Below are 25368 nucleotides of genomic sequence, written 5' to 3'. Positions count from 1 at the left end.
AAATTCCCGGACAGGCGAAAACCTCAGTCCCGTTTCGCGCGGGCCTGCACAGCGGCCACCAGGACAAAACTGATGATCATCAGGAGGTACCACGACCCCAGCTTGGCCAGCGAAACCATGTGCCAACCCGCCTCCTGACCGGGATAGGCCCAGGCGCGGGCGAAGGTGCCAAGATTCTCGGCAAACCAGATGAAGAGCGCCACCAGCAGAAAACCAACCACAAGCGGCATCGGCCGGTGGGCCGCATCGGGGCGGAACCAGACAACGCAGCGGCCATAGATGACCCCGGTCGCGAGGAAGAGGAAAAGGCGGAAATCCGGCCCGTAGTGATGGGCGAAGAAATTCACGTAAACCGCGACAGCCAAAGCGATTTGCCAGGATATCTTCGGAAATCGGTCGAAGCGAAAATCGAAGATGCGCCAGACCCGCGCGATATAGGACCCGACCGCCGCATACATGAAGCCGGTGAAGAGCGGCACACCCGCGATCCGCAGCAGGCTCGCCTCGGGATATTCCCAGCTGCCGGCATAGGTCTTGAAAATCTCCATCACCGTGCCGACGATGTGGAAGACGGCAATCACCCTCGCCTCCTCCCAGGTCTCCAGCCGCGTGGCGATCAGCATGACCTGGATCGAGAGCGCCGCCAGGGTCAGAAAATCATAGCGCGCCAGCGCCCAGCCCTGCGGGTACCACAGATAGGTCCCCAGCAGCAGGGCCAGCATCAATCCGCCGAACAGACAGGCCCAGGCCTGTTTGATGCCGAAGGCGACAAATTCAAACACGCCCTGGGTCCACGGTCCGCGCACGAACCAGGTCCGCAACGCCTCACGGCGCGCATGCAGGAATGCGCGCGGATCGGGTAGTCGGACCACGCGGCGCGCGCGCCTACTCGGCCCAGCTCGGTTTGCGCCGCTCGAGGAAGGCCGAAAGACCCTCGCGGCCCTCTTCGGAGACGCGGCGTTTGGCGATCGCCTTGGCGGTGTGGACGGCGAGGCCGTGATCGATCTCGCGTCCGGCGACATCATCGACCAATTGCTTGGCATCGGCGACGGCGCCCGGTGCCGTTGCGAAAGCCAGCTTGGCGAGATGTTCCTCGATCTGGGTCATCTCTTCCATATTCGCGACGACATATTGGGCCAGACCCATGTGATAGGCGAAATTGCCATCGAAGCTTTCGCCGGAGGCAAACAGGGCGCGGCTCCATTTCGGGCCGATCGCGCGGATCACATAGGGTGAGATCGTCGCCGGGGTCAGGCCGAGGCGCACTTCAGAGAAGCGGATCTTGGCGTCGGCCATCACGACACCGACATCACAGGCCGCCAGCAGGCCGGCACCGCCGCCCATGGCTGCGCCCTGAACCAGGGCGACAGTCATCTGCGGCAAGTCGTAGAGGCGCTTGAGCATGGTAGCGAGGGCCATCGCGTCCTGCTCATTATCGACCTCGTCGAAATGGGCTGCCGACTGCATCCATTCCAGATCGGCACCGGCGGAAAAGCTCGGCCCGGCACCGCGCAGCAGCACCAGGCGGACATTGCCCGGATTGGCGCGCAGGGTCTCGAAGATTTCCGACAGCGCCGCAATCACCTCGGCATTGAAGGCATTGTGTTTCTCGGGACGGTTGATCGTGACCACGGCCACACCGGCAGGGCTGACATCAAGCAGGACGGCTGCGTCGCTCATCGGATTTCCTCACTGTGAAACTGATCCACCAGACTTAGCCCCGCGGCGGGCGCGGGCCAAGGGGCGGATTGCCGCTGCCTGCCCGGATGGCAAATAAAAAAGGGCCGCCGGCACGAATGCCGGCAGCCCCGATTTCAACCCGTCATCCTGCCGGCATCAGTCGCCGCGGAAGATCAGGCCCTTGAGAATGGACAGAATGATGATGCCCACGAAGTAGCCGATCGCCAGGGCGCCCAGATACAACAGGTAATCGGTCTGCGTGAATTGCGAGATGAAGGCGTTGATATCGAAACCTTCGCCGCCACCGCCGCGTACCATCGGCATCACGACATCGACGATCACGTGAATGATCACACCGACGACGGTGAAAATGATGATCCCGCCAATTTCGCGCATCAACAGCGCCAGCACGAGTGCAATTACGCCAAGCTGGATGCCAAGCGCCATCCAGTTAACGGCCGCGCCGTCGCCTGCATGCGCCAGAAGCCCCGGCATGAAAAAGTCGAGACCTTGATTAAAATAGCCGATCACCGGCTCCATGAATTCCATATTGCGTTCCCCTCCGCCATGAATGACGACGCTTACCTTACCCCAAGACGCGCCCATTAGGCTAACGATGTTCACAAATTTACGATTTGGAAAGCCTCTTCCCCTCTCAGGGGAATTTTATCAGCCTTTCATCATAACCCGTTTGACCATGAACATAATTCCGATCACGACCAGAAAGCCAGCAAACAAGAGCAACAGGTAGTGCCAGTAGGCCGGTTCAAGCAGGGGCGGCAGTCTGACCGCGGCCTGGTCGAACAGGACCGGCCGCAGCGTATCGACAAGGACATTGGCCACCACAGCCGCGAGAACCATGACCAGCAACCGCGCCCAGCGCGTCATCAGGACGGTTGCGATCAAGGCTATCACCAGCCCCTGCAGGGCGTTGACCTCGGCAAATCCCTCGCGGGCATACATCAGTACCGTCTGGAAAAACTCTGCCATCTCAATCCCCCCGGGCTTGGCGTGTAGCACTTCGGGCAAAGACTACAGGCACAAGAGCGATCTTGTCACGACAATGCTGCCGGGATTCGGGGCGATCCGGAGCGACCGTCAATCAGATCGCTCGACCTCGATCATGATTTCATTGCGGCGGAAGGGCCCCAGTGTCCAGGGCGGGTCGTAATAGGCATATTGGGGCTCGCCGATCACCCGATAGGCATTGGCGGCGAGAAATTCGAGTAATTCAGCCTGTTTCTCGGCCATGTCCGCATCACGGGCGCGCCCGGAAAACCGGATCGCCGCCATCCGGCGCGCCGGGACTTCAACCAGGCGAACCTCGGCATTGTCCGGCACCGGCAAGGTCTCCATCGTCCACTGCGCAGGCATGATGAAGGCAACACGCCAGACGCCGTCCTCGGCGGCGGCCTGGGTCACCGGAGTGGTCATGGCAATGCGCTGCGAGGCCGACTGGATGACCGGCGTGGTCATCGCGATTTCCTCGGCTCCGTCCTGGTCGCGAGATTGGTTGCCGCCGAAAATATAGCCGGCCAACGGCCGGAAACCGGCATTGACCGCGCCGCGCCGGTCGCCTTCGACCTCGACATGTGCCTCGATCACTGACTCGTAATCGCGGATCTCTATCGCCCCTTCGGAGCGGATCACTGTGTGGGCCGGTTCATCTGCAGCGGACGCTGCCGAAGCGGTACCCAAACTCATCAGTGCGGAAATCATCAAATATCGCATCGCTTCAAACTCCATGTGTCTGAAACGATACGCGCGCGCCGCCGCAGCGGATCAGTCTGACCTGCGAGGCGTCACCGGGCCTGGCGCCCCAGCGCCTGTACGCGGGCGAGCATCTTCGCCCGCCCCTTGGCCCCTGCGGCCTCGACCATGCCCAGAATCGTGTGCCGCACCGGCTTGAAGCCAACCATACGGAAAATGCCCTGCTTGACGGCTTTCACACTATGGGCTCCGAAAATCAGGCGATAGGCGAGACCGGGCATGCCCATGGTGACGATCAGGCGAACCGATTTGCCCGTCATTTTCCGGATCGGCATCTGATTGGCCTCGCCTGAAGTGTCCGCCATGAAACCGTCGCGGCTGACCTGTTCCAGAAAGGCCTTTCCGATCGCGGGCATCGAACCCATCCAGAGCGGATATATCAGCACGACATGGTCGGCGGCCGCGATCTTGGCGCGCTCGGCAATGATCGCATCACAGGGCGGCCGGCCGAACTCGGCTGCATTGCGCAGAAACTCGACCGGCAGTTTGGCAATATCGATCCGGCTGACCCGGTGGTCACCCTCTCCGGCGCCATGCGCATAGGCATCGGCCAGAGCTTCGACGAAATGCCCCTTGGCCGGATCTGGATGGCCATTGATGACACAGACGGTTTTGGGCATGGGCGGATCTCCTCGCCCACATTCTAGCAAACCGGATCGGTTTTACCGGCGCGGCACGGAGCCGCAGCCTGCCTCGCCTACATCCGGAACAGTCCGAATGTCGTCTTCTCGATCGGCGCATTGAGCGCCGCCGACAAAGCCAGGCCCAGTACGCGGCGGGTATCGGACGGCGCAATAATGCCGTCATCCCACATCCGCGCGGTGGAGAAATAGGGATTGCCTTCGGCCTCATAGCTTTCTCGGATCGGCGCCTTGAAGGCCGCCTCGTCCTCGAGCGGCCAGTTCTCGCCGCGATGCTCCATCGAGTCGCGCTTGACCGTCGCGAGCACGGCCGCGGCCTGTTCGCCGCCCATCACCGAGATGCGGGCATTGGGCCACATGAAGAGAAAACGCGGGCTGTAGGCGCGGCCGCACATGCCGTAATTGCCGGCGCCATAGGATCCGCCAATGATGATCGTGAATTTCGGTCCCTTGAAGGTCGATACCGCCGTGACAAGCTTGGCGCCATCCTTGGCAATACCGCCATGCTCGGCCTTCGAACCGACCATGAAGCCGGTGATATTCTGCAGGAAGACCAGCGGAATACCGCGCTGGGCGCACAGCTCGATGAAATGGGCCCCCTTCTGCGCGCTCTCCGAGAACAGGATGCCATTATTGGCAATAATGCCGACCGGCATACCGTAGAGCCGGGCAAAGCCTGTGACCAGGGTCTCGCCATAGAGTTTCTTGAACTCGTCGAACACCGAGCCATCAACCAGGCGGGCAATCACTTCACGCACATCATAGGGCGCGCGGATATCGGCCGGCACGACACCGTCGAGCTCGGCCGGATCGAGCGCCGGCTCACGCGGTTCGGACAGGTCGAGATCGATCTTCTTTGTCGAATTGAGATTGGCGATGATGCGGCGGCAGATATGCAGCGCGTGCTCGTCATTGGCCGCATAGTGATCGGCAACGCCGGAGGTGCGGCAATGCACATCGGCACCGCCGAGATCTTCGGCCGAGATCACTTCGCCGGTCGCGGCCTTCACCAGGGGTGGGCCAGCGAGGAAGATCGTGCCCTGTTCGCGCACGATAATGCTCTCATCCGACATCGCCGGCACATAGGCGCCGCCCGCCGTGCAGGATCCCATCACGACGGCGATCTGGGGAATACCCATCGCCGACATATTGGCCTGATTGTAGAAAATCCGTCCGAAATGTTCGCGATCGGGGAAGACATCGGCCTGGTGGGGCAGATTGGCACCGCCGCTATCAACCAGATAGACGCAGGGCAGACGGTTCTGCATCGCGATTTCCTGGGCGCGCAGATGCTTTTTCACCGTCATCGGGTAGTAGGCGCCGCCCTTGATCGTCGGGTCATTGCAGACAATCATCACCTCGCGGCCGGAGACGCGGCCGATACCGGCAATCATGCCCGCACCATGGACATTGCCCTCATACATGCCATTGGCAGCCAGCGCGCCGATCTCAAGCAAGGGCGAGCCCGGATCGAGCAGGCGTTCGACGCGCTCCCGGGGCAGGAGTTTGCCGCGCGATGTGTGCTTGTCGCGCGAGCGTTGCGAACCGCCGATCGCCGCCTCCGCCGTTTTGGCCTGCAACTGCTCCAGCAAGGCCTGCATCGCGGTGGCATTATCGCGGAAGGCCTGAGAGCCGGTATCGATGGCCGTCGTCAACTGGGTCATGAAAAGCCTCGACATGTCGCGGATGGGTTTCGCTGCTTACCCCGCCTGACCGCCTCAAGGCAATCACCCGTGCATCCAAAATGCCCGCCCCGGGCATCACAGGTCCAGGCAATCACAAACAGGGGACGCCGCCATGCTTCGTCAGACCGCAATCATCTTCATGGCACTGGCCATGAGCTCCGCCGCCCTGGCGCAGGAACCGCCAGCCACCGAACCGGCAGCAGCCCCGGAAATCATGGTCCTGGGTACATTTCACTTTACTGGTGGCGGCAGCGATTACGTCAATTCGCCCGTCGTCGATTATCTGAGCCCGGAACGCCAGGCGGAAATCGCCGTCGTGCTCGACCGGCTCGAAGCCTTCGCACCGACCCGGATTCTCGTCGAGCTGCTCCCGGAATACGAGGCGGAATTCAACGCGACTTACCAGCAATACCGTGCCGGCGAAGGCACACTGACCGTCAATGAACGACAGCAAATCGGCCTGGCGCTCGCCGCACGGCTCGGCCTGGATCAAGTCCACGCCATCGATTATGCGAGCGAGATGGATTTTGGCGGCATGTTCGCCGCGGCCGAAGCGGCCGGCCAGAGTGAACTCCTCGCCGATTTCCATGCCTTCATGGCACCAATCCAGGCACAGATGGAGTCGCCGGACCAGGCCGCCCGGCCTGTGCTGGAACGGCTGATCGAGACCAATTCAGCCGAAATGGCCAGCTATCACGCGCTCTACCTTCTCACCGCCCAGATGGGGGCGGCCGATAATCCTGTCGGTGCCGAACAGATGCAGCTCTGGTGGGGCCGCAACCTGCACATCTTCGCCAATATCGCGCGGCTCGCCGGGCCGGGTGACCGGGTCCTGGTTGTCTATGGCGGTGGCCACAAATACCTCCTCGACCAGTTCGTCGATTCGGCTCCCAATCTCGTCCTGGTCGACCCGCTGGCCTATCTGGACTGACCGACCTTACCCATCGCCCGATCACTCCCCAGCGACCGGGCAATATCGTCCGGCCCTTGCCTGACTTGGCAAGGGCCGGGCGTGCATATGATAATCTTGCACAGCCCCATGATCGGCCTTGGAGCGCGCGCGAATTCATCATAGTCTGGCAACCATAAGATGGCTTGAAACCATCAATGTCGGCACTTTAACTTCTGATTCAGGGGTGGGGCGCAGGCTTCAGGAACAAAGATTCCTGTCCGCCGGATCACACTCAGGGAGGTGTCCATGGTTTCGCGTTTTGCACTGGCTGCCGCCGTGTCGATACTGGCCTCAGGCGCCGTTTCGGCGCAGGCTCTGCAGGATTCACAGTCCTGGACGACGCGCATCGGGGAAACCGGCGATTCGGGCTTGTTGCGCTGGCATTTTTCCAGTGAGGAAGCGGCACCGGCGATTGGCCTTCTGCCCAGTACACCGATTTTGGAAACCGATATCACCACCCTGACCGGGCAAGTCGACTTCTTCCCCTTTGGTGATGAGTTCTACCTGTCGGCCGGCGCCGTGCGCCCGCTCTATGGCAATGCGGTTCCGGCGTGGAACCAACAGGCTGGCAGTCCTGCCTGGGCTGGCTTTCCACACGCTGAGTTGACGGAAGACCTGCGCGAGACCGGGCTGGAAAAGCTGACCAGCTATCTTGGTGCCGGCATCACGGTGCGCAATCTCGATCAGTGGAGCCTGACCGTCGAGGGTGGCGCCTATTTCCAGGACCGCGGCCGCGACCGGCTGCAAATCCTCGATCAGGATACCGGCGAGACCATGACCCTGCTCGACGATCTCGACAATATGGATCGCGAGGCCGTCGGTGAAACCCAGGCCCGCTCTTTCCGTCCGGTGGCCCATCTGGTGATCCGCCGCCGCTTCTGACGGCGACGCCAATCCTGCCATCCCGAATAATCCACCCGATTTCGCGCTTTGCGCTGGGCGTCAGTCCGTGGTTTCCTTCGAATCATCCATTGTGCGGGCCTGACAGCCCGTTTGAAGATTCGCCCGACACATCATGGCACTCAATCTCTCCTTCCTGCCCTTCCTGAAACGCGTGGAGAAATCCGCCCTCAATGCGGTTGAGGCCGAGGTTGAATGGTTCTGCCTGCCCGCCGGACAAATGCTGTTCCGCGAAGGCGACCCGGCCGATGCTTTCTATCTGGTGCGATCGGGGGCGCTGGCAGCCTTTCGCGGCGGGGCGCTCGGGCGGCCTAATCTGATCGGCTATATCCGCGCCGGCGAGCCGGTCGGCGAAATGTCACTGCTCGACGAGAGTCCCCACAGTGCCAGCGTCTACGCGCTGCGCGATACCGAGCTGGTGCGCCTGCCCAAGGCGAGTTTCGACAAGCTGACCCGCAAGCATGCCAGCCTGATGCGCGAGCTGGCCCGCATGATGCTGGCGCGCCTGCGCGGTACCCAGCGCAATGTCGCCGCCGAGCCCAAAGTGTTTGCGTTGATCGGCAGCTCGCCAACGATTGACCTGGCCTACCGCGCCGCCGAATTGAAGGACGCGCTCACCCGGCTGGGCAAGACTTGCGTCATTTGTGACGACAGCCATGCAGAATGGAGCGGCAGCCGCCTCGAAGCCCTCGAGACGCGCCACGACATCGTGCTGCTGACCGCGCGCCTGGGCGATCCGGTCTGGGCCCGGCGCGCGATGGGCCGGGCGGATCGCATCTGGCTGCTGGCGCGTTCGGATGCGCGCCCCTCCACGCCGCTCCTGCCCGACGATCCCTCACCTGCCGCCAAGCTCAAGCTGATCGATGTCGTCATGCTTCATTTCGGCGGCACCACAGCGGCATCGCGGCCGCAGGAATGGGCTGCGGCGGCTGACGCGGCCCGGGTCTTCCACTGGCGTCAGGATCATGACCGTATTGATGCCGAACGGCTCGCCCGCACGCTGACCGGCCAATCGGTCGGCTTGATCATCTCCGGCGGTGGCGCACGAGCCTATGCGCATATCGGCGCGATCCGGGCCCTGCGCGAAGCCGGCATGAAGTTTGATTTTGTCGGCGGCGCCTCGATGGGCGGGATTATTGCCGCCGGGATCGGGCTGGACTGGAGCGATGACGAGCTCGAGGACCGGATCCGCCGTGCCTTCGTTGATTCCAACCCGCTGGACGACTGGAATCTGCCGGTCATCTCCCTGGCCAAGGGCCGCAAGGTCAATGCCCGCCTGAAGGAGCATTTCGGCGATGCCGAGATCGCCGACATGGTGCGCCCCTTCTTCTGCCTGTCCTCGAATCTCGCCACCGGCCGGCCCTTCGTGCACCGCAGCGGCCTGGTCCGCGAAGCCCTGCGCGCGACCGTCGCAATCCCGGGCCTGCTGCCGCCCGTGGTCCAGGACGGGCAAATCCTGGTCGATGGCGCCGTCTTCACCAATTTCCCGGCTCGTGAAATGCGCGCCTTCCACCGCGGCTCGGTGGTCGGTGTCGATGTCAGCCGGGCGCAGGGGCTCGATCCGGCCGATTTCATTGATCCGCCCAATTTTTTCAACTGGGTTCGCAAGAACGGATTCAAATCCCTGCCGCCCATTGCCTCGCTACTGATGCGCGCGGCGACCGTCGGCGTCGCCGATGACCGCGATACCGGGCGCGAAGCGGCCGATTTGCTGATTCTGCCGGAAACCACAGTCGATCTGCGCGATTGGGATCGTTATGACGAATCGCTGGAAGCCGGCTTCGACGCGGCCCAGGGCATGCTCGCAGGACTGAGCGATGAGATGCGCGCCCGGCTCGGCCTGCCCGCGCGCGTCGGCTGATCGCCGGTCTCAGTAAGGCGGGCCTTCCAGCCAGCTGAGCAGGCGAAGCGTGCGCCGCGCCGCATAGTCCCGATGGCAACCGGCACTCACCAGCGGCTGCATCGAGCCGCCCTCATAGGCCGAGGCAGAAAAGTCGCAATCGGCATCGCGCAGCGTCATCCAGGCGCGCTGGGCCTCGCGCAAACCGGCATCCCGCGGCGCGTCGAGCCGTTGCATATAGGCGCCATAGGCAGTGTTGAGCCGGTCATCCCAGGCCTCATATTCCTCAACCGTGCAGCGGATCATGCCGGCATTGGTCTCACCGTCCCGGCTCAACCTCATACAGGCATTGGAATATTGCCCGATGCATTCGGTTTCACGCGCGGCAAGATCGGGATAACGGCCCAGGCAGGCCTCGATCGTATTGATCGCCGAAAGCATGGGCATGGACTGGACGTCCGGCTCTTCCGATTTCTGCGCATCGCCGCAGGCGGACAGGCCAATCGACAAACTGGCTGCAAGCATCAGAACGCGCATGGAGAGCCTCATCGGTGCATCGAGGCCCCGAGCCTAGCGCCATTCCCTTCCCCCGGTCCAGCGTAGCGCCGGTCCGAAATCAGGCGCTCTCGTTGAACAGTTCGCGCCCGATCAGCCAGCGGCGGATTTCCGAGGTGCCGGCACCGATCTCGTACAGCTTGGCATCGCGCAGCAGACGGCCGGTGGAGTACTCATTGATATAGCCATTGCCGCCCAGCAGTTGGATCGCGTCGAGCGCCATCTGGGTCGCCGCTTCGGCGGCATAGAGGATCGCCCCGGCTGCATCCTTGCGCGTTGTCTGGCCACGGTCACAGGCCTTCGCAACGGCGTAGACATAGGAGCGCGCCGCATTCATGCGCACATACATGTCGGCCAGCTTGCCCTGGACCAGCTGGAAAGAGCCAATCGATTCGCCGAATTGCTTGCGCTCGCGCACATAGGGCATCACCACATCCATACAGGCCTGCATGATACCGATCGGACCGGCCGAGAGCACGGCGCGTTCGTAATCGAGCCCGGACATCAGGATTTTGGCACCGCCATTGAGCGGCCCCATCACATTCTCGACCGGGACTTCACAATCCTCGAACACCAGTTCGCCGGTTTCCGAACCGCGCATGCCCAGCTTGTCGAGTTTCTGGGCGACGGAGAAGCCCTTGAAACTCCGCTCGATCAGAAAGGCGGAAATCCCGCGCGACCCGGCCGAAGCGTCAGTCTTGGCGTAGACGACCAGCGTATCGGCGGCCGGCGCATTGGTGATCCACATCTTCGAACCATTGAGGATGTAGTGATCGCCCCGCTTTTCAGCCTTCAGACGCATCGAGACGACATCGGACCCGGCGCCCGGCTCCGACATGGCCAGCGCCCCGACATGTTCGCCGGAGATCAGTTTCGGCAGATAGCGCGCCTTCTGCTCGGCATTACCCCACCGGCGCAACTGGTTGACGCAGAGATTGGAATGAGCGCCATAACTCAGGCCGACCGAAGCCGAGGCGCGGCTGATTTCTTCCATCGCCACGACATGTTCGAGATAGCCCAGACCGGTGCCGCCATCCTCTTCCGGCACGGTCATGCCAAGCAGGCCGAGGGCGCCCATTTTCTCCCACAGATCAGCAGGAAACACGTCAGAGCGATCGATTTCGGCCGCGCGCGGCGCAATCTCGTCAGACGCAAAGGAACGGACGGTGTCGCGGATCATGTCCGCAGTTTCACCGAGGTCGAAGTCGAGGGAAGGATATTGATTGGAGATCATGCCCAGCGACATAGCACGGCGTCCGGGGCGGTCAAGATCGCCGCCTGCCCATTATGGCCTAGCCTGCGCGGCGACGCCGGCGCTTGGCCGCCAGGACAGAGGTCAGCATCCAGCCCGCCGTGACCGCCAGGAAGGTGCCGCCCACCGCTGCCAGCACGCCCCAGGTTGGATCGCGCTCGACCCAGACACGCGGCCAGTCGCCATAGATGTCCAGCACCCCGGCACCGGCAACGACCAGACCGGCAAGGAGGGTGGCGACGAAACCCCAGCCATCCTCTTCGCCTGCCGAAGTGGCAGGCTTGCTCTCGATAAACATGTCTGAATCGCCCACCAGATCGCTGGGCGACAAGGCGTCATCATCATCGCCACCGGCATCTGCCGACTGGGACAGGCCCGCCAGCTCATCGATATGTGCGATCTCATCTTCGCCGAAGCGGGTCTGACCGCCCTCGCCGGCAATGTCGCCGACAGCACCGGCGCTCGCTGCCGGCGTATCCGCTGGATGCGGTGGCGGCGTACGTTGCCCCGAGACGGCCAGCGCGCGCTCGACAATTGCCGCCGCCGCAGGGACAGAATCCGCATCCCCGGCATCCGCAACGTCGGCGGCTTCAGGCGCGGGCTCGGATTCCGGTTCCGGGTCTAGTTCCGGGTCTGGTTCCGATTCTGGCTCGGATATGGCTTCCGGCGCGACTTCAGGCTCGACCTCTGGCGCGTCAGTCGGCTGATCCTCGATCGGGAGGTCAGCCTCATTCAGAGCTTCGGCCACATCGCTGTCCGGCTTTACCGCTGCATCGTCCGAAGGCACAGCGAATTGCGGGGCGACCGCCTCAGCCCGGGATTCATCGGGCAGTACCAGCGAGGCGGATATTGTACGCACGAAGACGTAGCCCAGCGTGACACCGTCCGGCAGGGTTTCCCCTTGCGCGGCCGGGGCTGTCTGGCTGGCCTGCCGCCCGGAAATTTCGATCTCGACCTGGGCAATTTCCTGCGACATGCGCGCAATCACCTGGGCCGAGGCCGGCGCGGGGGCGCTCTCCTGAACCGGGCTGTCCGCAGGCTCAGCGGACACCGCGTGCTCCTCGGCCACAAGCGGTTCAGGCACTGTTATGCCCTGTGGGGCATCCCCGCCTGGCTGGTCGACAGGCTCGGCTTCCGGCTCTGTCTCTGGCTCAACCTCAACTTCAACTTCAGCCTCTGGCTCTGGCTCCGGGACCGGTTCGCTCGCGGCCTCGACTTCAGCCGCGGCGGGGCTTTCGGGCGCTGGATCGGGGCGCACGATCTCGGGCTGATCGTCCGCGTCCTCGTGCGGCATGGCACCGACGGTCGCAAGGATCCTGGCAATTTCCTGTTCCGCTTCACGGCGCGCAGCGAGCTGGCGGCTCAGAACCGGTGGCGCCGGCGGCGGCATGATCGAACCGGGCAAGGCCGGGCGCGTAGCCGGCGGCGTCGCCGCTGCGGGCTGATCCGCATCGCCAGCATGCTCGACCTTGATCACGACATCGACCATGGCCGGCTTGCGACCGGCACCGCGTTCCGGGGCGAGCCCGGCCAGTATCATGGCGCTTTCCGCCTCACGGCGGGCCGAATTGCTCTCGCCATAGCTGGCGAGCGCCTCGGCAGCAGCCTCCACGCGGCCTTCAAACATATAGCGGGCGACATCGGAATTTCGGAATGCGGCCGGTCCGATGTCATGGACAAAGGAGGTCAGCGCATCGCGTTGTGAATCGGGTAGCCGGGCCGGGAAGATCTCGTCCACCGCGGCTTCGGCCTGCATCACATCATAGATCAGGAGGAGCGCGGCATCCTCGCGCGACACTCGCACACCCTCACGGGCAGCGGCACGGTGCCCGAAGCCGACACGCCAGCGTCCGTCACTGCCCTGGGCAGCACGTTCACGATAAGGCTCGAACCGCTGAATCAGTGCGCGGGCCGCCGGAGAGGATTTCATTTGCGGTTTCATCGTGTCCTGTTTCGAGACCCGTCGCTGCATCAATACAGAGCGACTGCAAGCCCGGTGCCGGACGGCTTAGCTGGCCTCATCGAGGAAGACATCCGTCGTATCCATCGCGGTGAAGGGCGCAAAGAACCCACCGCCGCTTCCGCCGCCGATCAGATAGATACCGCCCTCGAGGACAGCTGCATCGGCCGCCGTGCGCGGTGTCGGCAGATCAGGCTCGCTACGCCAGCCCGGCTCACCGGGCTGCCAGGAGGCATGACGCCGCAGGGTCTGTCTTTGCTCGCCCTCGGTGCCCGTACCACCAAGCACATGCAGGCGGCCATTAAGGGCCACCGCCGCTATTCCTGTACTGGCGCCCGGCAGGTCTGGCCCCGAAGTCCAGGCATCCGCCTCCAGATCATAGACATCGACGCGGGCCGAAAGTTCGCCGCCCAGGGAGCCACCAATCACATAGATATGGCCATCGAATGCCACGATCGCGGCGCCACGCCGGGTGAGATCATCGGGGATCTCGAGGGTTTCCCAGCTGCGGGCCTCGGGGTCGAAGACATAGATACTATTGTCATCGCGCGTGCCGCCGATCGCGTAGAGATGCTCGCCATAGGCCAGCATCGAGAAATCGGCCTTGGGCCCGGGCATGGCGGCTTCGCTCTGCCAGATGCCGCCCTCGGGCGACCAGGACCACATTGAGGCGGTCGGCTCAACGCCGAGCTCGCCGGGCGCGTAACCGCCAGCGGCATAAATACGGCCATTGACCGCCGCCATGCCGAAACGTTCGAGCCCGCGCGGCAAGGCCCGCTCGGGCATCCAGCGATTGAGTTCGGGTTCGAAAACTTCAAATTCGGCGCGGGGCGACGTCAGTCCTGCGCCGCCGGCGGCGTAGAGCCGCCCATCCAGCACTGCCACCGCAAGCCCGGCGCGGGGCACATCGAGACGGGCTGCCGATTCCCAGCGCCCCTGCCCCTGCGCCATGGCGGCCGGCGTCCATAACAGGGCCACAACCGCAAGCAATTTGATCAAATGCACCATTACACCACCAATACTCCGCCCGGCACCCGCGCTGATATCATCACAACAAGACGATTGTCGCCAGTCCCAGAAACGCCAGGAAGCCGACGACATCGGTCACCGTGGTTACAAAAACCGAGGATGCGACAGCCGGGTCGGCCCCCGCACGAACCAGGCCGAGCGGGATCAAAATGCCCGACAGACCTGCAAGGGAAAGGTTGACGATCATGGCGATCCCGATCACCGCAGCGATCTCCCAGTCCTGGAACCAGAGCAGTGTCACGGTCGAAATGAGTGCGGCAAAAATCACGCCGTTTATCGTACCCGTCGCCAGTTCGCGCCAGATCACCCGCATCGAGTTCGCCGCCGTCAGATCGCGTTCGGCAATTGCGCGCACGGCAACGGCCAGGGATTGCGTCCCGGCATTGCCACCCATAGAGGCCACGATCGGCATCAGCACGGCCAGCGCCACGATGCGCTCCAGCGCGCCCTCGAACAGGGCGATAACGCCCGAGGCGAGGATCGCCGTGAACAGATTCACCAACAGCCAGGGCGCGCGCGAACGCACAGAGCGCAGCACGGTATCGGCCAGGTCGGCCTCGTTCACGCCGGCCAGCGCCAGCATGTCTTCCTTGTTCTCGTCCTGGATGACATCGACCATGTCTTCCACGGTCAGCATACCAGTGAGGCGCCCGGCGCTGTCGACCACCGGCGCGGAGACCAGGTGATATTTCTGGAACAGATAGGCGACTTCTTCCTGATCGGTTTCCGGCTTCACCAGAATGCGCGGCGGCTCCATGATATCGGTCAGGTGAACATCGCGCTGGGCGCTGAGCAGACGGCAAACCGGGATCTCCCCGACCGGCCGAAACCCGGTATCGACCACAAAGAGGTCGTGAAACTTGTCGGGCAGGTCGTCGGCGGATTCGCGCATGTGATCGATAGCATGGCCGATCGTCCAGAAGTCCGGCGCCGCGACGAATTCGCGCTGCATCAGGCGGCCGGCCGTCTCATCATCGAACGCGAGGCTCGATTCGACGGCCTCGCGATTGATGTCTGAGATTTCCGCCAGCACGGCGGCACGTCTCACCGCATTGAGCTCTTCAACCACTTCGGTGGCGTCATCGCTGTCGAGTTCGGCAATGGCCGCAGCGAGATGTGAAGGATGGAGATAGTCCATCACGACTTCGCGCGTGCCGGGATCCATCTCGGCCAGCACATCGCCGGAGAAGATATCCGGTGTCAGTTCTGCAAGAATGCCCTGCTGGCCAGCGGAAAGCTGTTCCAGCACGTCGGCGATATCAGCCGCATGCAGAGGCGCCAGCAATTGCCGGATCAGGTCGGCATCGAGATCGGAAATAGCCTGGCGCAGCTCGGCGACAAACTCGGGGTCGGTATCAGCGCGGGCAGAGCCCTTGCGATAGAGGTCGTCTTCGAAAGCTGTGTCGCTCAAGTTGCCCTCCATGCGCTGTATGATTCAGCGGCACACTAGGACGCAAGCGCCGCAAAGGCGAGAGAGCCTGGGCTCGCTGCGCCGAATATTTGCAGGCAATTTCGAGAAGTAATGGTGCGGTCGAGAAGACTCGAACTTCCACGGGTTTTACCCCACAGCGACCTCAACGCTGCGCGTCTACCAATTCCGCCACGACCGCACGTGGAAGAGGCGCGGAGATAGCAACATCCCCTCCCCTTGTGAAGTGCTTAATACCGCAGTTTAAGCAGCTGCGAAGAATTCATTGGCATCTGCGACCCCGGAAATGGTGATCGAGATGCGATCCCCCTGCAAAACCACGTCGCCGCGGGCGATGGGATGATTGTTCGCCAGGATCCAGACCTGGTCGTCCTCGCCGCTGTCGAGCGGGATCACAGCTCCACGCCCCATCCGCAGAAATTGCTGGATTGGCATTTTCGAGCGCCCCAGAAGGACGGCAATCTCGATCTGCACGGCGCCGAGCTGGCTCAAGGACAAACACTCCTGGGCTTGCGATTTCTCGCTGGAATGATGATGTTTGACCGAACCGGTTTCCGCAGGGTTAAGACAAATGGAAAATGCCGCACATCCTGTCGACTGGGCCGTTTCGCCACAGCCAGTGGCCTATCCCGACGCTGTTGCGATCATGGAAGCCCGGGTCGCGGCGATCGCGAGCGGTGAGGCCCGTGAGCTGGTGTGGCTGCTCGAACACCCGCCGCTCTACACTGCCGGCACCTCGGCCAAGCCGGGCGATCTGCTTATGCCCGACCGCTTTCCCGTCTACACGACGGGCCGCGGCGGCGAATATACCTATCACGGCCCGGGCCAGCGGGTGGCCTATGTCATGCTCGACCTGACAAGACGCGGCCGGGATGCGCGCAAATTTGTCTGCAATCTGGAGCGCTGGCTGATCGCGACCGCCGCCAGTTTCGGCGTCGAGGCCGGCACGCGCGACGGCCGGGTCGGTGTCTGGGTCGAGCGTGGTGATCGCCGCGAAGACAAGATCGCCGCCATCGGCGTGCGCCTGCGCCGCTGGGTGTCCTTCCACGGCATCGCCTTCAATGTCGCGCCCGATCTCACGCATTTCAGCGGCATCACGCCGTGCGGCATCTCCAATCCGCTCTATGGCGTCACCAGCCTGGCGGATCTGGGCCATCGCGCCTCGATGGCGGATTTCGACGCCGCGCTGCATCTCGGCTTCAACGAGATTTTCGGGCCGGCGCGCATGGTGCCGCCGCCTGAGCTGGCTGAGACAGCGCCGGCCGAGGCCTCAGACGCCCGGTGAGACTGACGGCGCGTTTGGCGGGCGCATGCGCGCGAACCAGATCGCAAACAGGGCGATTACCAGCCAGAAGCCAAACCAGGACGGCCAGGCCATGCCCGCGGTCAGCGTGTCCATCAGTTCCGGCTGGGCCAGCAAATCATTCTGGAAGGCTTCCTGGAAGCCAGGCTGGCTGATGGCCTCGGCAAAGGCCTGGTCGTCAGCGGTGTCGACGCCATTGCGTTCGGCGAAATCCGTCATGGCCGCGACCAGGCCCGGGAATATCCCCATCACGGCCGCAACGCCCTTGGCGAGCACGGCGACCACAACCGGCAGCACACCCAGCGCCGGCTCCCGCCCCGCATGGCGGCGGCGATTGGCGTGCAGGGCGTAAACGAAGAACCAGATGGCAATCAGCGCGATGCCCGAAGGGATGAGGATCAGCCCGAACTGCATCCGCATCGCGTCCAGCAATGCCAGCGCGACAAGCCCGAGCAGATAGGCCGTGACCGAAGCGCGATAGACCGGCAGGAACAGAATGAGCGGATTCATGGGCGGCCACACCTTTCAAGCAAACACCGGCCACCATTCCGGCTGATCGCGCGCGGCGTCAACCGGAATGGGGCAGTGAAGGCTGCGACAGGGCCGACCTGGCCGTGCCAGACCGGAGCCGGCCTCAGACCAGGGCAGGCCTCAGAGCAGGGCAGGCTTGAGCTTGAACATGTAATAGCCGACAGCGGCATTCGCGAGCACGCTGGTGATCATGTTCTTGACCGCAAAGCCGAACCCCATCGTCTGCATGCGGCTCATATCGGTGAAGCTGGCACCGCCGAAGAGCGGGGTCAAAATCATTGCGATCACGACAGAGAGGACGATCACGGCCACAATCGCGGCGACGGTCATCCAGCCGGACTGACCGGCATCATGAAAGCGCTTGGAAAAGATACACACCCAGGCAAAGGCCAGAACCAGTCCGCCCAGAAAGCCGACCAGCGGTCCGATCCCGGGAACCAGCGACACCAGGTTGAGAATCAGTGATCCCGCAATGATCGCCACCAGCCCCTGGGCGAAATCCATCGGACCAAGCTTGCCGCTGGCGCCGATCAGGATGCGCTTGGCATCCTTGGGATCGATAATAAAATCCTGAAAGTTCATGAGATTCTCCCCGTCCAAAGGCGAAATACTAGCCTAATACGCGAATTTGTGAAGGCGATTTCGGGTTCCGATTGAATCGGCGAGCGCAATCACGCGCTATTCGAACTCGATCATCGTCTCGTCGGCGGCGACGGAGGCTCCCGGCGTGACCGACACGGCCTTGACCACGCCATCCTTCTCCGCGCGGATGACATTCTCCATCTTCATCGCCTCGACGACCAGCAGGATTTCGCCGCCCTTGACCGCCTGGCCGGCCTCGACCGCGATCGAGACCACCAGCCCCGGCATCGGGCTCAACACCAGTTTGGAGGTATCGGCCTTCTCCTTCTCCGGCAGCAGGAGGTGCAGTTCCGCCGAACGCGCCGAACAGACCAGGGCGACCGCCGAATAGCCCCGATGACGCAGGCGGTAACCTTCCGTGCGGTCGGAGAATTCCAGCGCGAATGCCTGACCATTGATCTCGCCGTCGAATAATTGTCCGCCGGCGCGCCAGCCGGTCTTCAACTCGAACTGTTTTTCCGCCAGCGTCGGCGCCCAGACCCGGGCCTCGCCCGGTCCGCCCAGCTCGATCTCGACCGGGAAACGACGGCCATCCATCAGGACGACCCATTCGCGCGGCCCCGGCGCCGGTGGCGGCGTGACACGGCCCTCGATCTGCGCAGCCCGGCGCACGAAGGTTTCGTGCACGAATGCGGCAGCACAGACCATCCAGGCCAGCTGGCCCTCACGCGGCGCGGTGCCGTGGAAACCGTCGGGGAAATGCTGGTCGATATAGCCGGTATGGATACGCCCGGCGCGGAAATCGGCTTCGTCGAGCACGGCCGAGAGGAAGGGCGCATTCGACTGCAACCCCTCGACATGCAGCCGGTCCAGCGCGGCGGCCAGCGTGTCGATGGCGATCTCGCGGGTTTTGCCATAGCCGATCACCTTGGCAATCATCGGGTCATAGAAGAGCGAGATCTCATCGCCTTCCCTCACCCCGGCATCAATGCGCAATTCGCCCTCGCCGAGCGGGCCCTGTTTCGGCTCGACAAAGCGTTTGAGCCGCCCGATCGAGGGCAGGAATCCGCGATAGGGATCTTCAGCATAGAGCCGCGCCTCGACGGCCCAGCCCTTGATCTTGACCTCGCGCTGGGTCAGCTCGAGCGGCAAGCCGGCAGCGGAGCGGATCATCTGCTCGACCAGATCGAGCTGCACCGTCATCTCGGTCACCGGATGCTCGACCTGCAGCCGCGTATTCATTTCGAGGAAGTAGAATTTGCGATCCTTGTCGACGATAAATTCGACCGTGCCGGCGCTGTCATAATCGACGGCGGCCGAAAGCGCGACAGCCTGTTCGCCCATGGCGGCGCGGGTCTTGGCGTCGAGGAAGGGTGATGGCGCCTCTTCGAGGACTTTCTGATTGCGGCGCTGAACGGAACATTCGCGCTCATTGAGATGGATCACATGACCGTGCTTGTCGCCGAGCACCTGGATCTCGATATGGCGCGGCTCCTCGATGAATTTCTCGATCAGGATGCGATCATCGCCAAAAGCGGTCTTGGCCTCATTGCGCGCCGCGGCAAAGCCTTCGCGGGTCTCCTGCTCGGTGCGGGCGATCCGCATGCCCTTGCCGCCGCCGCCGGCCGAAGCCTTGAGCATGACGGGAAAACCGATGGCCTTGGCCGCCGCGACGGCCGTGTCGGCATCGGCGATCTCGCCATCAGCACCGGGGATGGTCGAAACGCCGGCCTTGGCGGCCAATTGCTTGGAGCGGATCTTGTCGCCCATAGCCTCGATCGCATGCACATTCGGCCCGATCCAGGCCACACCGATTTTCTCGAGCGCAATCGGGAAAGCGGCATTCTCGGACAGAAATCCAAAGCCGGGATGCACGGCATCGGCACCGGTCTGCTCAATCACTTCAAGAATTTTATCGAGCCGCAAATAGCTCTCGCCCGGCGCCGGCGGTCCGATGAAAACGGCCTCATCGGCCATTTCCACAGCAAGACTGTCGGCATCCGCCTCCGAATAGACCGCCACGGTGGCAATGCCCAGACGCTGGCAGGTCTTGATAACTCGCACGGCGATTTCACCGCGATTGGCGATCAGAATTTTCTTGAACATTGCGGCCCCAGGCAAGACGGGCGGACGCCCGGTTAGGCTCCGGTTTAACGTGGCTCGCGCCCATGGAGCAAGTCGCGGTGTGTAACCGGTCAGTCGCCTTCGAGATGATGGTCGAGCCAATCAAACTCGATCGCCCGCAATCTGCCGATCACCGTCACCAGAAATGCCGTCGACCAGCCGATCAGCAGGAAGCCGTTAAAGCCCTCTATGGCCCCGACCAGGCGCCACTCCTGCGACAGCAGCACATCGCCATAGCCGAGCGTGGTAAAGGTGCTGGTGGCGAAATACAGCGCGGATTCCAGCGTCGAAAACTCGCCCAACGCCAGATAGAGCAACGCATACGCCCAGATCTCGACCGCATGAATCGCGAACAGGCCGAACACGATCAGCATGATGAATCCAGTCTGGCGCGCCATGCTTTGATGCGGCCGGATCCGGCCGGTCCGGGCGCGCATGAATGCCATCAGCAAGACCAGTCCGCCCATATGCACCACCACGGTGACCGAGCAGATCGCGAAAGAAACCAGTATTGCCCAGATCATGCTCTTGCCCTTCGCCACCGGGCTGCTCGGTACGCAGGCCTTGCCGTCACTAAAGCGCATGACGGCGAAATCGCAAGACTGTTCTTCGCGCGCAGCCCGATCCGCGCCATGATAGGCCACAGGGATTCGAGGAGCCAATCATGTCCAAGCCGATCTACCGTCTGTCTTCGATCGCGCGCCCGCTGGAGCCGCAATATCCGACCAATAAGGCCGTGCTGATCCTCCTGCCCCTGATCGCCCTGGCGACCGGCGCCACCGCCTTCATCCTGCGCGATGCCGGCCTGGCCGCTGCGGCCTCCGCCGGGCTCGGTGGCCTGCTGTCCGCCTTCTTGGCCTGGGCACTCGGCCGCGAAGTGGATCCCGATCGCAATGAAGCCGCCTTCATCGCCATGGCGCTGACCGTCGCAGCCATGGCGCTGGGTTATGCGCCCGCCCTGTGGGTGCTCGCCCTGGTGCTGATGGCGACCCGCATCGTCGTGCGCACGGTCGGACAGGCCGCCAAGCTGACCGATCTTGCGCTCGTCACCGTGCTGGCCGGCATGGCGGTATTCGTTGACGGCTATTGGGCGATGGGCCTGATCGCCGCTTTCGCGATGGCAGTCGACCTGCTCTATGACCGCAAGCGCACCCTCAACCTGGTGTTTGCCGCCTTCGCGACCGGGTTCTCGATGTTTGCCGTCGTCCAGCGCGGCGGCGAATGGGGGCCGCTGACACTGGAGCCGCTGGGCCAGATCGATCCGGCGTGGAGCCTCGCCGCCCTGATTGTGACCGCGCTGAGCGCGATCTTCATCCTCACCTGCCCGGCCGTCACCAGCGTCTGCGATGCCAGCAGTGAACCGCTCGAACGCCGCCGTGTCCGCGGCGGTGCCATGATCGTCGTGCTGTTTGCCACAGCGGCGATGTTTGAAGGCCAGGCCGGACTTCTGGCGACACTGCCGGTGTGGGCTGTCCTCGCCGGCCTGGTGGCCGGGCGCGTCTGGCCGAAGCGCAAGCGCGCCTAGCGCTCGACGACAGCGACGGCAGCGGCACGGCCTGAACGCATCGCACCATGAACCGTTCCGGGCGCATTGGTCGAGGTTGCCTCGCCGGCGAAGAATATCCGGTTATCGACCGCATCGAGCAGACGAATTCGAGTGTCGGCCCGCGTCGCCTCGATCGGGAAGGAATGGCTGCCGAAGGCGTTTTCATCGCCGGCCCAACGCGTGACCTGCAATGCCGTCGGCTCGGGAAAGCTTGAACCAAACATGGAGCGCAAGGCCTCAAGGGCCAGCATGCCGGTCGTCGCGTCACTGGCGCTCTCAAGCTCGTGGGCAAAGGAGCCGGCATTGAAAGCCATGATCGCCGCGCCCTGGTCATAGGCACCGAGATTGACGAATTCGCTCCACTCACCGCGCGCATCGGCGAGCCGGTTGAAAATCTCGATATTGCGCGGCCAGTTGATCGCATCGAAACGCAACACGCATTTATTGAGCAGGCCCGAGCCCAGAGCGTCAATGGCCTCGAGCTTGGTTGATGGCAGGCCGGGTTCGAAACGGATATGGCCCGCCTGCAGCACGCCCAGCGGCACCGTCACGATGACCACATCGGCCTGCTCGACCCCGTCTGCGGTCGTCACAGCGACGCCATTGCCACGATAATCAACCTGCGCAACCCGCTGTCCCAGGCGGATATCGAGCCCGTCAGCCAGCGATTGCGCCAGGCGGTCAAACCCGCCCCCAACCCAGGCATCGCCACCGGGCAAGGCTTCGCCCTCGGTCCAGAAACAGCGCGAGAGGTGTTCGAAATCAGTGCCGAATTCATGTTCAACAATAGAGTTGATAGCGAACTGGGCCCTCTGGCGCTTGCTCTCACCGGTCGCGTCGAGATTGACCTGGCGCGCCACCCGGTTGGCAATCGTACCGCGCGGACGCGTGCGGCAGGCGCGCGCCAGGGCCTCGCCCGGCGCACTCTGCATATGGCGTTCGAGCCGGCGTTCGACCGCTTCCAGCCGGGCGAGCGCCTGGCGACCGAGCAAGCCGGCACCGGCTTCGTAAACAGCGCGATTATCATAATCGGCGGGCTGCAATTCCAGCCCGGCGCTGCGCGCGGCGCTGGCGGCCGGGTTACCCGTCACGCCATGGATCCAGGACGCGCCAAGCTCAACCGGCAGATCGGCCCAGTGGCGACTTGTCTTGAGGCGACCGCCAATCCGAGTCTGCGCCTCGAGCACCACGACTTCCAAACCAGCACGCCTCATGTCACGGGCACAGGCCAGACCCGCGACGCCAGCGCCAATCACGATGGCTCTGCCCGATCGCCTTTGCGCCGGAGATGCCGACGGCATCAGCACCATTGCAGCGAGGCTCGCCAGCACGCCGCGTCGATCGACAAATTTCAACGCCATCACGCCGTGCTCTTGAGGCCTCGTCCCTGCGGGCCATAATCGGCGTAAATCAAGGCCTTGTCACCCGCCAATCCCGGCTGGTGCGGTGCCAGCACGCCTGCCGGGGGCAGCTGGCCGACCGCAGGATTTTGCGCGATAGTGGGATTGGAGGATTTGCCATGACGTCCAGCCTGTCCGATTGCCTTTCACGCGAAGAGCTGCGCGTCCTGTCACGGTCGACCGACTGGCAGGGTGCCCTGATGCTGGCTGGCGATATTGCCCTCGTGATCGCCGCCTATGCGCTGGCCATCATCTGGCCCCATCCGCTCACCTTGCTGATGGCCATCGCACTGCTCGGGGGACGTCAGCTCAGCTTTGCCATTATCATGCATGACTGCGCCCACCGCTCGCTCTTCCACACCCGCGCGCTGAATGAATTCGTCGGCAAATGGATCGGCGGCGCCGCCATTGATGCGCCCTTCCTCGCCTACCGCGCCTATCATTTTGACCACCACAAATATGCCGGCACGGCAAAGGATCCCGACAAGGGCCTGGTCAAGGACTATCCCGTCACGCGCGCCAGCCTGCGCCGCAAATTCACCCGCGATCTGACCGGCCAGACCGGGATGCGCGAATTGATCGCGTCATGGCAAAACCCGACACTGGAGGCCAAGCTTCCCTTCCTCGTCTTCCAGCTGGTGATGATGATCGCGCTTTACGCGGCCGGCGCGCTTTGGGCGATCGGTCTGTGGTGGGCGGCCCGGATCATGGTCTTTCCCGCCGTCATGCGCCTGCGCCATATCGGAGAGCATGGTGTCGCCATCAACCGGCTCGACACCGAGCCACGCAATAACACTCACACCACCCACGCCAATTGGGCCGAGCGTCTGCTGGTTGCGCCGAATTTTGTAAACTACCACCTCGAACATCACCTCTTCGCGGCCATCCCGCCCTATAACCTGCCCCGGCTGCATCGCCTTTTGAGCGAGCGCGGTTATTTCGAAGGCTATGAGGGCTCAAGCGCGCCGGGCTATCGGGCGATGCTGAAGAAGGCTGTGCGCGCGGATCAGGCGCCCCGGGAGACGTGATTTCTGCGCCCGCCCTTTTTCGCTAGCGCGTGAAGTGAACAGCGTTCATTATGGCATCCTGCCTTCAGGATACCGCCTATGACCGCCCCTCGCCCCGCCACAAAAACCACCCCGCCCGACCTCACGGTCACCCCCCGCGATATCCATTTCGCGACGGAGGCGGCCAGCGGCCAGGCGTGGCTTGGCGGTGATGCGGTGGCGACGGCGGTGTTCAACGCCATGTCGCTGACCTTCCCCGATGGCGAGCGCCTGTTCATGGACGCGGTGCGCCATTATCGCAGCGAGCTTTCGGGCAAGCTGCTGGAAGATGCGAAGGCCTTCATCACGCAGGAGGCGATCCATTCGCGTGAGCATGTGGCGCTCAATGGCGGGCTGGACCGGGACCACTACCCGATTGACGCCATCGAGACGGAAATCCGCGACCGGATCCGCATCACCCGCGAGCGCGGCCCGATCGCCATGCTCTCCGTCACCATCGCGCTGGAGCATTTCACCGCCATGATGGCCGATGTGACGCTCGAGGATGGCAGCATTTTCGAAGGCACACACGAGGACATCCTGCGCCTGTGGCAATGGCATGCCCTGGAGGAGACCGAACACAAGGCCGTCGCCTTTGACGTCTTCCAGCAGGTCACGCAAGACTGGACGCCGCGTCAGCGCTATTTTCTACGCACCCGGGTGATGGCGCTGGTGACCCTGCTCTTCACCTCGAATATCAGCCGCTATGCCTCGAAACTCCTGATCGCCGACGGCGTCAGCCCCTGGACAGCGCGGGCGCGGGTCTTGTGGTATCTTCTGTTCAAGCCGGGCCTGTTCCGCAAGGGCTGGCGCAGTTACTGGGCCTGGTACAAGCCCGGCTTTCATCCCTGGGATCACGATAATCGCGCCACCATTACCGCCTGGCAGGACAAATTTGCGCAAATGGCGGCTGAATAAGCGGGGACGCGCGCCGTTGTTCTGGATAATTACGTGTGTGCCCAGCTAGTTAAATACCCCGGCCCGCCGGCCAGACCCCGCCTTGAATCCTATGCCGGGATCCGGCCAGACTGGAGTTGAGACGTCAAGGGTCCTGACCGCGAAGCGGCGCTTCGCGCCCTTGACGTCTCAACTCCAGTCTGGCGCCCTGCTTGGCAAGGGTTTCAGGGATGGCTCTGCCCGGCG

Annotated in this window: 25 protein-coding genes and 1 tRNA gene; 7 read left to right on the top strand and 19 right to left on the bottom strand. The window is 63.2% G+C overall.

The annotated features are described in order from the left end of the window. Nucleotides 1-23: 23 nt before the first annotated feature. The 7 genes from BLT42_RS13380 to BLT42_RS13350 all read right to left on the bottom strand — a co-directional run bounded on the left by BLT42_RS13380 (nt 24) and on the right by BLT42_RS13350 (nt 5755). Nucleotides 24-806 carry a DUF817 domain-containing protein gene (locus tag BLT42_RS13380; RefSeq protein WP_091771681.1) on the bottom strand — a complete coding sequence of 261 codons (783 nt, stop codon included), beginning with the start codon at nt 804-806 and terminating at the stop codon, nt 24-26. Nucleotides 807-885: 79 nt separating this feature from the next. After that, nucleotides 886-1680, bottom strand: coding sequence for an enoyl-CoA hydratase-related protein (locus BLT42_RS13375; RefSeq protein ID WP_091771618.1), 795 nt, complete (start codon nt 1678-1680; stop codon nt 886-888). A 156-nt stretch (nt 1681-1836) separates the two neighbouring features. Continuing rightward, a complete protein-coding gene (locus tag BLT42_RS13370) occupies nt 1837-2229 on the bottom strand; it encodes a hypothetical protein (RefSeq protein ID WP_091771616.1) in 393 nt (130 codons plus the stop codon). 120 nt (nt 2230-2349) lie between these two features. Then, a complete protein-coding gene (locus BLT42_RS13365) occupies nt 2350-2670 on the bottom strand; it encodes a hypothetical protein (protein ID WP_091771615.1) in 321 nt (106 codons plus the stop codon). Between the two features lie 108 nt (nt 2671-2778). Next, on the bottom strand, nt 2779-3384 hold the full coding sequence (locus BLT42_RS13360; protein WP_233342503.1) for an SOUL family heme-binding protein: 606 nt from the start codon (nt 3382-3384) through the stop codon (nt 2779-2781). A gap of 98 nt (nt 3385-3482) precedes the next feature. After that, on the bottom strand, nt 3483-4070 hold the full coding sequence (locus tag BLT42_RS13355) for an NAD(P)H-dependent oxidoreductase (protein ID WP_091771610.1): 588 nt from the start codon (nt 4068-4070) through the stop codon (nt 3483-3485). Between the two features lie 77 nt (nt 4071-4147). Continuing rightward, nucleotides 4148-5755: a carboxyl transferase domain-containing protein gene (locus tag BLT42_RS13350; RefSeq protein ID WP_091771608.1), complete on the bottom strand. Its 1608-nt coding sequence runs from the start codon at nt 5753-5755 to the stop codon at nt 4148-4150. A 133-nt stretch (nt 5756-5888) separates the two neighbouring features. Between BLT42_RS13350 and BLT42_RS13345 the strand changes: the two genes are divergently transcribed. From BLT42_RS13345 to BLT42_RS13335, 3 genes are all read left to right on the top strand, one after another. Beyond that, a complete protein-coding gene (locus BLT42_RS13345; protein WP_091771606.1) occupies nt 5889-6707 on the top strand; it encodes a DUF5694 domain-containing protein in 819 nt (272 codons plus the stop codon). A 267-nt stretch (nt 6708-6974) separates the two neighbouring features. Beyond that, nucleotides 6975-7610, top strand: a complete 636-nt coding sequence (locus BLT42_RS13340) for a hypothetical protein (RefSeq protein ID WP_091771604.1) — start codon at nt 6975-6977, stop codon at nt 7608-7610. 133 nt (nt 7611-7743) lie between these two features. Continuing rightward, entirely contained in the window at nt 7744-9489 is a 1746-nt protein-coding gene (locus tag BLT42_RS13335) for a patatin-like phospholipase family protein (protein WP_091771602.1), read from the top strand. 9 nt (nt 9490-9498) lie between these two features. Here the strand turns inward: BLT42_RS13335 and BLT42_RS15280 are convergent, their stop codons facing one another. The 7 genes from BLT42_RS15280 to BLT42_RS13300 all read right to left on the bottom strand — a co-directional run bounded on the left by BLT42_RS15280 (nt 9499) and on the right by BLT42_RS13300 (nt 16185). Continuing rightward, nucleotides 9499-10005, bottom strand: a complete 507-nt coding sequence (locus tag BLT42_RS15280; RefSeq protein WP_233342502.1) for a lysozyme inhibitor LprI family protein — start codon at nt 10003-10005, stop codon at nt 9499-9501. Between the two features lie 79 nt (nt 10006-10084). Beyond that, nucleotides 10085-11257, bottom strand: a complete 1173-nt coding sequence (locus BLT42_RS13325) for an isovaleryl-CoA dehydrogenase (protein ID WP_091771677.1) — start codon at nt 11255-11257, stop codon at nt 10085-10087. A gap of 58 nt (nt 11258-11315) precedes the next feature. Further along, nucleotides 11316-13205 (bottom strand): lysozyme, encoded by a 1890-nt coding sequence (locus BLT42_RS13320; RefSeq protein ID WP_176780366.1) that lies wholly within the window; start codon nt 13203-13205, stop codon nt 11316-11318. 78 nt (nt 13206-13283) lie between these two features. Next, on the bottom strand, nt 13284-14243 hold the full coding sequence (locus tag BLT42_RS13315; RefSeq protein ID WP_176780365.1) for a Kelch repeat-containing protein: 960 nt from the start codon (nt 14241-14243) through the stop codon (nt 13284-13286). A 40-nt stretch (nt 14244-14283) separates the two neighbouring features. Then, entirely contained in the window at nt 14284-15675 is a 1392-nt protein-coding gene (mgtE, locus tag BLT42_RS13310; protein WP_091771675.1) for a magnesium transporter, read from the bottom strand. A gap of 112 nt (nt 15676-15787) precedes the next feature. After that, nucleotides 15788-15874: transfer RNA gene (locus BLT42_RS13305), tRNA-Leu, on the bottom strand. A 62-nt stretch (nt 15875-15936) separates the two neighbouring features. Further along, nucleotides 15937-16185: a FliM/FliN family flagellar motor switch protein gene (locus tag BLT42_RS13300; RefSeq protein WP_091771596.1), complete on the bottom strand. Its 249-nt coding sequence runs from the start codon at nt 16183-16185 to the stop codon at nt 15937-15939. A 79-nt stretch (nt 16186-16264) separates the two neighbouring features. Between BLT42_RS13300 and lipB the strand changes: the two genes are divergently transcribed. Beyond that, complete coding sequence (gene lipB / locus BLT42_RS13295; RefSeq protein WP_091771594.1) at nt 16265-16978, top strand: lipoyl(octanoyl) transferase LipB; 714 nt, start codon at nt 16265-16267, stop codon at nt 16976-16978. Here lipB and BLT42_RS13290 read toward each other — a convergent pair. The 4 genes from BLT42_RS13290 to BLT42_RS13275 form a co-directional block, all read right to left on the bottom strand. Further along, nucleotides 16964-17506: a hypothetical protein gene (locus BLT42_RS13290; RefSeq protein WP_091771592.1), complete on the bottom strand. Its 543-nt coding sequence runs from the start codon at nt 17504-17506 to the stop codon at nt 16964-16966. The genes lipB and BLT42_RS13290 overlap by 15 nt on opposite strands. Before the next feature lie 141 nt (nt 17507-17647). Then, nucleotides 17648-18109 (bottom strand): DUF805 domain-containing protein, encoded by a 462-nt coding sequence (locus tag BLT42_RS13285; protein WP_091771590.1) that lies wholly within the window; start codon nt 18107-18109, stop codon nt 17648-17650. Nucleotides 18110-18205: 96 nt separating this feature from the next. Further along, on the bottom strand, nt 18206-20215 hold the full coding sequence (locus BLT42_RS13280; protein ID WP_091771588.1) for an acetyl-CoA carboxylase biotin carboxylase subunit: 2010 nt from the start codon (nt 20213-20215) through the stop codon (nt 18206-18208). An 89-nt stretch (nt 20216-20304) separates the two neighbouring features. Then, on the bottom strand, nt 20305-20817 hold the full coding sequence (locus BLT42_RS13275) for a potassium channel family protein (RefSeq protein WP_233342501.1): 513 nt from the start codon (nt 20815-20817) through the stop codon (nt 20305-20307). An 80-nt stretch (nt 20818-20897) separates the two neighbouring features. Here BLT42_RS13275 and BLT42_RS13270 point away from each other — a divergent pair, with 80 nt between their 5' ends. Next, nucleotides 20898-21758 carry a hypothetical protein gene (locus tag BLT42_RS13270; RefSeq protein WP_091771586.1) on the top strand — a complete coding sequence of 287 codons (861 nt, stop codon included), beginning with the start codon at nt 20898-20900 and terminating at the stop codon, nt 21756-21758. Here the strand turns inward: BLT42_RS13270 and BLT42_RS13265 are convergent. Beyond that, nucleotides 21755-23140 (bottom strand): FAD-dependent oxidoreductase, encoded by a 1386-nt coding sequence (locus BLT42_RS13265; RefSeq protein ID WP_091771584.1) that lies wholly within the window; start codon nt 23138-23140, stop codon nt 21755-21757. The two genes, BLT42_RS13270 and BLT42_RS13265, sit on opposite strands and share 4 nt — an antisense overlap. A 158-nt stretch (nt 23141-23298) precedes the next feature. Between BLT42_RS13265 and BLT42_RS13260 the strand changes: the two genes are divergently transcribed. Beyond that, a complete protein-coding gene (locus tag BLT42_RS13260) occupies nt 23299-24207 on the top strand; it encodes a fatty acid desaturase family protein (protein WP_091771582.1) in 909 nt (302 codons plus the stop codon). 78 nt (nt 24208-24285) lie between these two features. Then, complete coding sequence (locus BLT42_RS13255; RefSeq protein WP_091771580.1) at nt 24286-25143, top strand: metal-dependent hydrolase; 858 nt, start codon at nt 24286-24288, stop codon at nt 25141-25143. Nucleotides 25144-25368: the final 225 nt, after the last annotated feature.

Origin of the sequence: Maricaulis salignorans (assembly GCF_900103475.1) — a bacterium.
GTDB classification, from domain to species: Bacteria; Pseudomonadota; Alphaproteobacteria; order Caulobacterales; family Maricaulaceae; genus Maricaulis; species Maricaulis salignorans.
This window is presented reverse-complemented; position numbering and strand designations above follow the sequence as displayed.